The following is a 9,889-nucleotide window of genomic DNA, read 5'->3' as shown; positions in this document are numbered from 1 at the left end:
GTGGGGGGGGGGGGGGGTTGTTGGGGGGGGGGGGGGGGGTGGTGGGGGGGGGGTGGGGTGGGGGGGGGGGGGGGGGGGGGGGGGGGGGGGGGGGGCCCCGGCCGCCCCCCCCCCCCCCCCCCCCCGCGCCGGTGGGTGTGTCACCACTCCACGCGGACGTCGTACTCCTTCACCCACGCGTCGAACTCGACCAGGCGCTCCATCACGGCCCGCATGCCCCACAGGCCGCCGAGGCCCGCGTAGGACTCGACGGGCTTGTCCAGCAGCTTGCGGATGCCCTCGGCCGGGACGAGGTCGAGGACGGGGGAACCGTCCAGCAGGGCCTCGACCTTGGCGCGCAGCGCCCGCACGTACTCCACGTCCTGGGTGGACGGGTAGGGGCTCTTCTTGCGCTCCAGCACGGACTCGGGCAGGACGTGGCTCGCGGCGGCGCGCAGCAGGCTCTTCTCGCGCCCGTCGAAGGTCTTCATCGCCCACGGCACGTTGAAGACGTACTCCACCAGCCGGTGGTCCGTGAACGGCACCCGGACCTCCAGGCTCGCGGCCATGCTGATGCGGTCCTTGCGGTCCAGCAGGAAGTTCTCCCAGCGGCTGATGTTGAGGTACGACAGCTCCCGCATGCGTGCCTCGTGCGCGGACTCGCCCTCCAGGCGCGGCACTTCGGCGAGTGCCTCGGCGTACCGCTTGGCGACGTACTCGTCGAGGCCGAGCCGGTCCCAGAGACCGATCTCCTTCATGGTGTCCAGGCCGCCGAGCCGGCGCCAGGCGTCGTACCAGGGGAAGGTGTCGCCCTCGACGGCCTCCTTGTCGAAGAACCAGTTGTAGCCGCCGAAGAGTTCGTCCGCGGTCTCGCCGGACAGCGCGACGGTCACCTGCTCCTTCAGTGCCTTGCACAGGTGGTAGAGGGAGTGCTCCATGTCGCCGGTGGAGATGGGCAGGTCCTGGGCGCGCAGCACCCGCATGCGCACGTCCTCGTCGAGGACGTGGTGGTTCTCCAGCTCGACGATGACGTGTTCGGCGCCCGAACGCCGGGCGACGTCGATGGCGTACGGCGTGTCCGGGTCCATCCAGATGCCGTTGCCGCGGAAGTTCTCCTCGTTGTTCTTGAAGTCGATGGAGAAGGCCTTGATGCGTTCCTGCTTGCCCTGGTCGCGGAAGACCTTCGCGGCGAGCGCGGTGATGGCGCTGGAGTCGAGGCCGCCGGAGAGCAGGGTGCCCACCTTCACGTCGGCGACGAGCTGGCGTTCGACGATGTCCTCGAGGAGTTCGCGGACCCGGGTGACGGTGGTGTCGAGGTCGTCGGTGTGCGGGCGGGCTTCGAGCTGCCAGTAGGTGCGGGTGGTGTGGCCGCCGCGGTGGAAGCGCACGACGGTGCCGGGCACGACCTCGTGCATGCCCTTGAAGATCGCGTGGCCGGGGGTGTTGATGATGGCGAAGATCTCCGCCAGGCCCTCGGCGTCGACGACGGCCTCGGCGTCGGGGTGCGCCAGGATGGCCTTGGCCTCGGAGCCGAACAGCACGCCGTCGGGGGTCGGGTAGTAGAAGAGGGGCTTGACGCCCATGCGGTCGCGGACCAGCAGCAGTTCCTCGCTGCGGGGGTCCCACAGGGCGAGGGCGTACATGCCGTTGAGGCGTTCGGCGAAGTGCTCGCCCCACTCCAGGTAGGCGTGGAGCACGACCTCCGTGTCGCTGGAGGTGCGGAAGGCGTGGCCGAGGCCGGCGAGTTCCTCCTTCAGCTCGCGGTAGTTGTAGACCTCGCCGGTGTAGACGAGAACGGGGAGGCCGTCGCCCTCGCCGGTGACGTGCATGGGCTGGCGTCCGCCCTCCAGATCGATGATGGAGAGCCGGCGGTGCCCGAGGATCGCGTGGGGCGAGATCCACACGCCGCGGTCGTCGGGTCCCCGGCACGCGAGCGTCTCCGTCATGGCCGACGCCGTCCCGCCGTGTGCCGACAGGTCGTGGTCGTAGGCGACCCAGCCTGCGAGTCCGCACATCGAAGTCCCAGTCCTTTCGTTGCTGTCGTGGTGTATGGCCGGGGGTGTTCAGGGCCGCGGCACCCAGCCGGCGCGGTCCCAGTACGCCAGGTGGGCCTGGGCCGACACCGTGCCGATCCGGGCCACCCGCTCGCCGCCGAGGACCATCACGCTGGGACGGTCCGGGGTGAACACCGGCCAGGCGGGGGCGTGTTCGCTGCTCGGTGTCCTACCGCGGGCGAAGGACGCCACCAGGTCGATCAGCGCGTCCGAGATCCTCCGCTCCAGCGGTCCGTCCCCGTAGAAGGGTGCGTTGACCGGCAGCGTGAAGGTGCCGAAGAGGAACTTCGCGACGGCCTCGTGCGGGGTGGTGCCGGCGTACGGCGGCTTGAGCGGGTGGGCGAACTCCATCAGGTACTGCGGTGAGGCGGCGGGCCCGCGCTCGCGGGCGTGCCGTTCGGCGAGCCGGACGATCAGGTAGCGGAACAGTCCGTCGCCCCACACCTGCGTCCACACCGACACCGGGTCGACGGACAGCCCTTCCGCCTCGGACGCCCGCCGGTAGTGGGCGATGCACTCCGCCACCTGCTCGTCGGTGACCTTGGCGGCGCCCTTCTCCAGGACCTCGCGGACGGCCGCGTGCAGTCCGGCCTCGTCGGCCGGGTGCGGGCCGGGGTAGGGGTAGCCGGGGCCGGTGGTGAAGAAGGAGCCCTCGGTGCGGCAGTAGATCGGCATCATGGGGATGCCGGGCGTGGGCAGTGCGTGGTCGTAGCCGCGCATCCACCGTCCGTCGACGACCGGGCCCCGGTACTCCCGGCCGCCTTCCACCGACCGCTCGGCGGGGCGGCCCGCGTACACCTCGTCCCAGGCGTCCCGCAGTTCGGCGGCCGGTACGGCGCGCAGGCCGGGCACGGTGGTGCCGAAGCGGCGGGCGAGGTGCTCGTAGACCCGGCGGGACTCCTCGGGGGTGGTGGAACTGGCGGGGTCCCACACGTGCTTGACGCTGATGGGGACGATCCGCCGGATGATGTCGCGCAGTTCGGGCAGCAGGGCCAGCTGCCAGGTGCTGGAGCCGCCCGCCGAGGTGCCGGCGACGGTGATGTTGCCCGGGTCGCCGCCGAAGGCGGCGGCGTTGTCGCGGACCCAGCGCACCAGTGCGGCCTGGTCCTGCAGGCCCCAGTTCGCGAAGGAGCCCGTGTGCGGGTCGGTGAGCTCCTCGTGCAGTCCCCAGCCGAACGCGCCCAGACGGTAGTTGAAATTGACGACGACCATCCGGCCGTGGACGGCGGTGCGGGCTCCGTCGTAGTCGGGCTCGCTGCCCGCGCCGAGCATCCAGCCGCCGCCGTGGATGTAGACCAGGACCGGCAGACTGCCGTCCGTGTCCGGGGTCCACACGTTGGCGTACAGGCTGTCCTCGCTGCTGTCGGGCAGGTAGTCGCCCTGGAGCGAGGGGGCGGCGAAGGCGGTGGCGTCCCGCACGCCCGGCCACGGCTCGGGCGGCCGGGGTGAGGCGAATCGCAGCGGGCCCACCGGCGCAGCCGCGTAGGGCACGCCCCGGAAGACGGCGAGTCCGTCGGAACGCGTCCCCGCCACTCGTCCCGCCGTCGTGCGGACGACCACTGTGCGACTGGGCATCTGGTGAACCTCACTTCCCGCCTCGGCGTTGTGGGGGGCGGCGCGGCGCGCACCATGGAGCACAGTGATCGTCGCTCCGGTGCCGGTCCGGCCGCCAACCGCCGGTCACTACTCCGTCAAGTCAGGCCGCGTCCGCCGCCCGGGCGCGGCGCGAGGGCCCGCCGGGGGCCGGCGCGGACAGCAACCGGTCGGGCGGGGCGGTCAGTTCCCGGCCGGTCAGGGCGCGCAGGGTGCGGTAGGCGGAGGCGTCGCCGGCGAGCACACCGCCGCGCAGGACGCGCCCCTCCGGGTCGAGGACGAGCTTGGCGTACGTGCCGGCGGTGTCGTCGCGCAGGACGTACTCCAGGGCGCCCTCGGTCTCGGCGTGGGCGTCGCCGAAGCTGGCCACGTCGACGCCGAGGAGTTTCAGCTTGGTGGCGGTGTCCGGGTCGGTGAAGGGGGTCGTGGGGCGGCCGAGCAGCTGGTCGGCGACCAGTTCGGCCATCCGGTAGCCGGGGGCGACCAGCCCGTAGGCGCGGCCCCGGACGGCCGCGCACTCGCCGACGGCCCAGACGCCCGGGTCCGCGGTGCGGCACAGCTCGTCCACGAGGAAGCCGCCGCGTTCGCCCGTCGCGAGACCGGCGGGTCCGGCCAGTTCGTCACGGGGGCGCACGCCCGCCGAGAACACCACGAGACGGGTGTCGAGCGCGGTGCCGTCGGTGAGGGTGACCCGGCCGGCCCGGCCGCCGGCGGTGGCGTGGACCTCGCGGACGGCGGTGCCGCAGTGCACCCGCAGGCCCAGTCCGGTGACGAGCCGGGTGAGCACCCGCGCTCCCCCGTCGTCGAGCTGGACCGGCATCAGGCGCGGGGCGAGCTCCACGACATGGGGGCGTACGCCGAGCAGCCGCAGCGCGTTGGCGGCCTCCAGGCCGAGCAGGCCGCCGCCCACCACGACACCGGTCCCTCCCTCGCGCGCCGCCTCGCGGAGGGCGTCGAGGTCGTCGAAGGTGCGGTAGACGAAGCAGCCGGGCAGGTCGTGCCCCGGGACGGGCGGCACGAAGGGCCGTGATCCGGTGGCCAGCACCAGGGCGTCGTAGCGGGTGAGGGTGCCGTCGGCCGTGGTGACCGTGCGGGCCCGCCGGTCGATGCCGGTCACGGGGGCGGCCGTGCGCAGCTCCACCAGCGGGTCGGTGAGGAAAGCGTGGCCGGCGAGGGTGAGGTCGGCGGCGGTCTTCCCCTCCAGGTAGGACGACAGGGCGACCCGGTTGTAGGCGGGGCGGGGTTCCTCGGCCAGGACGACGACCCGCCAGGAGCCGTGCCGGTCGTGAGCCCGCAGGTGCTCGGTCAGGCGGTGGCCGGTCATGCCGTGTCCGACGACCACCAGGGTGCGCGGGGTGCGGGTCATGGGTCGCTGTTCCCTCCGGTCGCCGACGCGAGGACCAGGCGCACGTCGTCCGCGCAGCCCCCGCAGCCGGTGGTGGCGCGGGTCGCGGCGGCGATCGCGGTCAGGTCGCGGGCGCCGTCGTGCCAGGCGCGCAGCAGGTCGGCCTTGGTGACGTGGTTGCAGTGGCAGAGCACCGCCGCGTCCGGCAGTTCGACGCGACTGGGCCCCTCGCCGGCCGCGGTGCCCAGCAGGAGCCCGAACCGGTCCGCCGGCACCGGCAGGTCGCGTGTGTACAACTGGACGAGCGCGGCGGTGGCGCGCGGCAGTCCGACGAGGACCGCGCCCGCGACACGCTCCCCGGACAGGGCCACGGCGGCGTGGCGGCCGCGGGCGGGGTCGGACAGGGTGACGTGCCGGTCGGCCTCCGGCGGTTCGGGCGGGCCGAGGCAGGCCAGGTCGAAGCCGGGCGCCCTCAGCCGCAGCACGGGACGGCCGGCACGGTGGTGTGTGTCGCGGCCGGTGAGGATCCGGGCGAGGGTCTCCGCCTGGTCCCAGGCGGCCGTGACGAGTCCGGGGACCTCGCCGCCGAACTCCGCGCAGTCCCCGATGGCGTGGATGTGCGGGTCGCTGGTGCGCAGGTGCCGGTCGACGACCACCCCGGTGCGGACGGCCAGTCCGGCGCGCCGGGCGAGCGCGGTCTCGGGTGCGGCGCCGGTGCACAGCGCGAGCGCGTCGGCCCGCAGGACCTCGCCGTCGTCGAGGACGAGCTTGCCGGGCCGGTACTCGACGGCGGCGTGCCCGAGTCGCAGGCGGGCGCCGGCGGAGCGGAGGTGGTCGGCGAGCAGGGCACCGGACGTGTCGTCGAGCCGGTCGTGCAGGGGGTGCGGACCCGGGTGAACGAGGGTGACGTCGCGGCCGGCGCGCAGCAGCGCGAGAGTGGTCTCCGTGCCGAGGACACCACCGCCGAGCACCACCACGGGCCCGTCCGCGAGCCGTTCGGCGTCCTCGGGGGTGCGCAGGGTGGTGGCGCCCTCGGTGAGGCGGCCGTCGGCGGTGAGCACGCCGGGCAGGCGCGGGATCCGCGGCCGGGCGCCGGTGGCCAGCACGAGCCGTGCGTAGCGGAGCGTCTCCCCGGTGCCGGTGCGCACCAGGCGGCGGGCTGGGTCGAGGGCCGTGGCGGTGACGCCGGTCCTGACGCGCACGCCGTCGGGCGGGGCGGGCAGTTCCAGGTCTGCGGCGGTGAGGGTGCCGTCGAGGAGGGAGGTCAGCAGGACCCGGTGGTAGGCGGGGTGCGGCTCGGCGCCGAGGACGGTGACCGGGCCCGGGTGCCCGAGTCGGGACAGCCGTTCGACGAGCCGGTGCGCTGCGGGCCCGTGGCCGACGACGAGGAGGGGATGCGAGTCGGGCATGGCGGGCCTCACGTCGCGTCGGTGCCGGGTTCGATCCGCACGGCGCAGACCTTGAACTCGGGCATCCCGCTGCGGGGGTCGAGGGCGGTGCTGGTGATCAGGTTGGCCCGGCCGGTGCCGGAGTGGTGGAAGGGCAGGAACACCGTGTCGGTGCGCATGCTGCCGACCAGCCGGACCCGGGCGATCGTGGTGCCGCGGGCCGAGGTGACGCGGGCGGTGGCGCCCTCGTCCAGCCCGGCGCGTTCGGCGGTGTCGGGGTGGATCTCCACGAACGGTCCGGGCGCGGCGTCGTTGAGTGCGGGCACGCGGCGGGTCTGCGCGCCGGACTGGTAGTGGGCGAGGACGCGGCCGGTGGTGGCGTACAGGGGGTGGTCGGCGTCGGGTGTCTCGACGGGGTCGCGGTGGTCGACCTCGGCGAACCGGGCGCGCCCGTCGGGGGTGGCGAAGCCGTCGAGGAAGAGGCGGGGCGTCCCCGGATGTGGTTGCCCGTCGGGGCTTTCGGGGCAGGGCCAGTGCAGGGCCTCCCCCGCGTCCAGGCGCTCGTAGCTGATGCCGGAGTAGTCGGCCCTGCCGCCCCGCGAGGCGCGTCGCAGTTCCTCGAAGACCTGGCGCGGCGCGGTCGGGTAGCGGTGGGCCGGTTCGCCGAGCCGGACCGCGAGGCCGTGCAGGACCTCCAGGTCGGTGCGCACGCCCGGCGGCGGGGGCAGCAGCCGGCGGCGGCGCAGCACCCGGCCCTCCAGGTTGGTCAGGGTGCCCTCCTCCTCGGCCCACTGGGCGACGGGGAGGACCACGTCGGCCGTGCGCGCGGTCTCCGAGGGCACGAAGTCGGCCACCACCAGCAGGTCCAGGGCGGCCAGCCGGTCGGCGACGTGGGCGGAGCGGGGCGCGGACACGAGCGGGTTGGAGCCGAAGACCAGCAGGGCGCGCGGGCCGCCCTCGGTGCCGAGCGCGTCGAGCAGTTCGTAGGCGCTGCGGCCGGGGCCGGGCAGGGCGTCCGGGGTGGTGCCCCAGACCCGGGCGACGTGGGCCCGGGCCTCCGGGTCGGTGATCATGCGGTAGCCGGGGAGCTGGTCGGCCTTCTGCCCGTGTTCGCGGCCGCCCTGGCCGTTGCCCTGGCCGGTCAGGCAGCCGTAGCCGCTTCCGGCGACGCCGGGCAGGCCCAGGGCGAGGGCGAGGTTGATGAAGGCAGCGGCGGTGTCGGCGCCCTTGCTGTGCTGTTCGGCGCCCCGGCCGGTCAGCACGTAGGCCCGGCGTGCCTCGCCCAGCAGTTCCACGGCGGCGCGCTGTTCGGCGACGGGGACGCCGGTGACCTGCTCGACACGCTCGGGCCACCAGGTGACGGCCCGCCGCCAGGCCGCGTCGAAGCCGGTGGTGCGCTCCTGGACGTACTCCTTGTCGCACCAGCCGTCGCTCACGGCGATGTGCAGCAGCCCCAGCGCCAGCGCGAGGTCGGTGCCGGGCACGGGTTGCAGGTGCAGGGCGGCCCGTTCGGCGGTCTTGGTGCGGCGCGGGTCGATGACGATCAGGTCCGCCTTGCGCAGGTGCCGCATCAGCGGGGGCATGGTCTCGGCGGGGTTGGCGCCGGCGAGCAGGATCGTGTCCGCCGCGTCGAGGTCGGCGACCGGGAACGGCAGTCCGCGGTCCAGGCCGAAGGCGGCGTTCCCGGCCGCGGCCGCCGAGGACATGCAGAACCGGCCGTTGTAGTCGATCTGGCTGGTGCCGAGGGCGAGCCGGGCGAACTTGCCCAGCAGGTAGGCCTTCTCGTTGGTCAGGCCGCCCCCGCCGAACACGGCGAGCGCGTCCGGGCCGTGCTCGTCGCGGATCCGTCCCAGCCGCGCGGCGACCGTGTCCAGGGCGGTGTCCCAGTCGGCCGGGGCGAGACGGCCGTCCGCGCCCCGCACCAGCGGCCGGCGCAACCGGTCCGGGACGTCGAGGAGCGTGGGCGCGGTCCAGCCCTTCTGGCACAGGCTGCCGTCGTTGACGGGGAAGTCGGAGGGCTCCACGACGGCGCCCCGGGGGCCGTGGCCGAGGCGGGTGCCGCACTGCAGGGCGCAGTACGGGCAGTGGGTGGCCACGCCGGCGCGCGGCGCGCTGTCAGGCACGGCTGACCTCCGACGGCTCGGCGGCCCCGCGCCCGGCCCGCCGCGCCTCCCGCCCGCCGCCCGGCGAAGTGCCGTGCGGGGAGCGCAGATAGACCTGGCGGGTGACGGTCACGCACACCGCGTAGAAGGCGAGGAAGAACCAGAAGGCGGGCTCGCCCGTGCCCTGGCTGCCGTAGGACGCCCGGAAGGCCAGGTTGACGACGACGCCGCCGAGGGCGCCGACGGCACCGGCGATGCCGATCACCGCGCCGGTCAGGCGCCGGGCGCGGGCGAAGGCCTCGGTCGCGTCGTGGCCGGCGGTGACGGCGGCCTCCGCCTGCCCGGCGAAGACCACCGGGATCAGCTTGTACGTGGACCCGTTGCCCAGGCCGCTCAGGACGAACAGCACGGTGAACACGGCGACGAACAGGGCGAGGGAGTCGTGCGCCGAGGCCACCAGCAGCAGGAGGGTGCCGGCGCCCATGGCGAGGAAGTTCCAGCAGGTGACCCGCGCTCCGCCGAAGCGGTCGGCGAGCAGGCCGCCCAGCGGCCGGGACAGGGAGCCGAGCAGCGGCCCGAGGAAGGTGTAGCCGACGGCCTCCAGCGGTGTGGAGCCGAACTGGTTCTGCAGGACGAGCCCGAAGGCGAAGCCGTAGCCGATGAACGAGCCGAACGTGCCGAGGTACAGCAGCGAGATCCACCAGGTGTGCCGGTCGCCCACCGCCTCGCGCAGGACGCCGGACGCGGCCGGGCCGGTGTCGACGTTGTCCATGCCGAGCGCCGCGAGCAGGGCGGCCAGCGCGATCAGCGGCAGGTAGGCGGCGATCACGTAGGCGGGGTGGGTGTCGCCGGCGGTGGCGATGACCAGCAGGCCGACGAGCTGGATGACGGCGACGCCCAGGTTGCCGCCGCCGGCGTTGAGGCCGAGTGCCCAGCCCTGGTGCCGCCGGGGGAAGAAGTGGGCGATGTTGGTGGTCGAGGAGGCGAAGTTGCCGCCCCCGACGCCGGCGGTCGCGGCGATGAGCAGGAACACCCACAGGGGCGTGCCGGGCCGCTGGACGAAGTACAGCGCCAGCAGGGCCGGTACGAACAGCAGGGCCGAGCTGAAGACGGTCCAGTCGCGCCCGCCGAACCGGGTCACGGCGTGGCTGTAGGGCAGGCGCAGCAGCGCGCCCACCAGGGTGGGGGTGACCACCAGCAGGAATTTCTCGCTCGGGACGAAGCCCAGGCCGATGGCCGGGGACATGAACAGCACCAGGACCGACCACATGCTCCAGATCGAGAACCCGATGTGCTCGGAGAGGACGGACAGGACGAGGTTGCGTCGTGCGACGTGTTTGCCGGTGCGCTCCCAGAACTCCTCGTCCTCCGGATCCCAGTGCTCGATCCGGCGTCGGGAGACGCGCAGTGCCGTCATCGGGGGCAACT

Annotated in this window: 6 protein-coding genes; all 6 read right to left on the bottom strand. The window is 74.2% G+C overall.

Annotation, left to right across the window (positions count from 1 at the left end; translation table 11 throughout):
• Positions 1 to 140: 140 nt before the first annotated feature.
• The 6 genes from asnB to ACIGAQ_RS04680 all read right to left on the bottom strand — a co-directional run bounded on the left by asnB (position 141) and on the right by ACIGAQ_RS04680 (position 9,878).
• Complete coding sequence (gene asnB / locus ACIGAQ_RS04705; RefSeq protein WP_399779144.1) at positions 141 to 1,994, bottom strand: asparagine synthase (glutamine-hydrolyzing); 1,854 nt, start codon at positions 1,992 to 1,994, stop codon at positions 141 to 143.
• Between the two features lie 48 nt (positions 1,995 to 2,042).
• Positions 2,043 to 3,608 carry a carboxylesterase/lipase family protein gene (locus ACIGAQ_RS04700; protein WP_399779142.1) on the bottom strand — a complete coding sequence of 522 codons (1,566 nt, stop codon included), beginning with the start codon at positions 3,606 to 3,608 and terminating at the stop codon, positions 2,043 to 2,045.
• A 121-nt stretch (positions 3,609 to 3,729) separates the two neighbouring features.
• The gene (locus ACIGAQ_RS04695; protein WP_399779140.1) at positions 3,730 to 4,992 is read right to left on the bottom strand and encodes an FAD-dependent oxidoreductase; all 1,263 of its coding nucleotides are present in this window, start codon (positions 4,990 to 4,992) and stop codon (positions 3,730 to 3,732) included.
• Entirely contained in the window at positions 4,989 to 6,380 is a 1,392-nt protein-coding gene (locus tag ACIGAQ_RS04690) for an FAD-dependent oxidoreductase (RefSeq protein WP_399779138.1), read from the bottom strand. Before ACIGAQ_RS04690 ends, ACIGAQ_RS04695 begins: the two co-directional genes overlap by 4 nt.
• 8 nt (positions 6,381 to 6,388) lie before the next feature.
• On the bottom strand, positions 6,389 to 8,482 hold the full coding sequence (locus ACIGAQ_RS04685; protein WP_399779136.1) for a molybdopterin oxidoreductase family protein: 2,094 nt from the start codon (positions 8,480 to 8,482) through the stop codon (positions 6,389 to 6,391).
• A complete protein-coding gene (locus tag ACIGAQ_RS04680) occupies positions 8,475 to 9,878 on the bottom strand; it encodes a nitrate/nitrite transporter (protein ID WP_399779134.1) in 1,404 nt (467 codons plus the stop codon). The genes ACIGAQ_RS04685 and ACIGAQ_RS04680 overlap by 8 nt, the downstream gene beginning before the upstream one ends.
• Between the last annotated feature and the right edge of the window lie 11 nt (positions 9,879 to 9,889).

It is taken from the genome of Streptomyces sp. NPDC085932 (genome assembly GCF_044540525.1).
Lineage (GTDB): Bacteria > Actinomycetota > Actinomycetes > Streptomycetales > Streptomycetaceae > Streptomyces > Streptomyces levis.
This window is presented reverse-complemented; position numbering and strand designations above follow the sequence as displayed.

What these genes read in the sequence shown, in the direction of transcription:
- ACIGAQ_RS04680 (WP_399779134.1), bottom strand. Translation starts at nt 9,878, where the DNA reads ATGACGGCACTGCGCGTCTCCCGACGCCGGATCGAGCACTGGGATCCG.
- asnB (WP_399779144.1), bottom strand. Translation starts at nt 1,994, where the DNA reads ATGTGCGGACTCGCAGGCTGGGTCGCCTACGACCACGACCTGTCGGCA.
- ACIGAQ_RS04700 (WP_399779142.1), bottom strand. Translation starts at nt 3,608, where the DNA reads ATGCCCAGTCGCACAGTGGTCGTCCGCACGACGGCGGGACGAGTGGCG.
- ACIGAQ_RS04695 (WP_399779140.1), bottom strand. Translation starts at nt 4,992, where the DNA reads ATGACCCGCACCCCGCGCACCCTGGTGGTCGTCGGACACGGCATGACC.
- ACIGAQ_RS04690 (WP_399779138.1), bottom strand. Translation starts at nt 6,380, where the DNA reads ATGCCCGACTCGCATCCCCTCCTCGTCGTCGGCCACGGGCCCGCAGCG.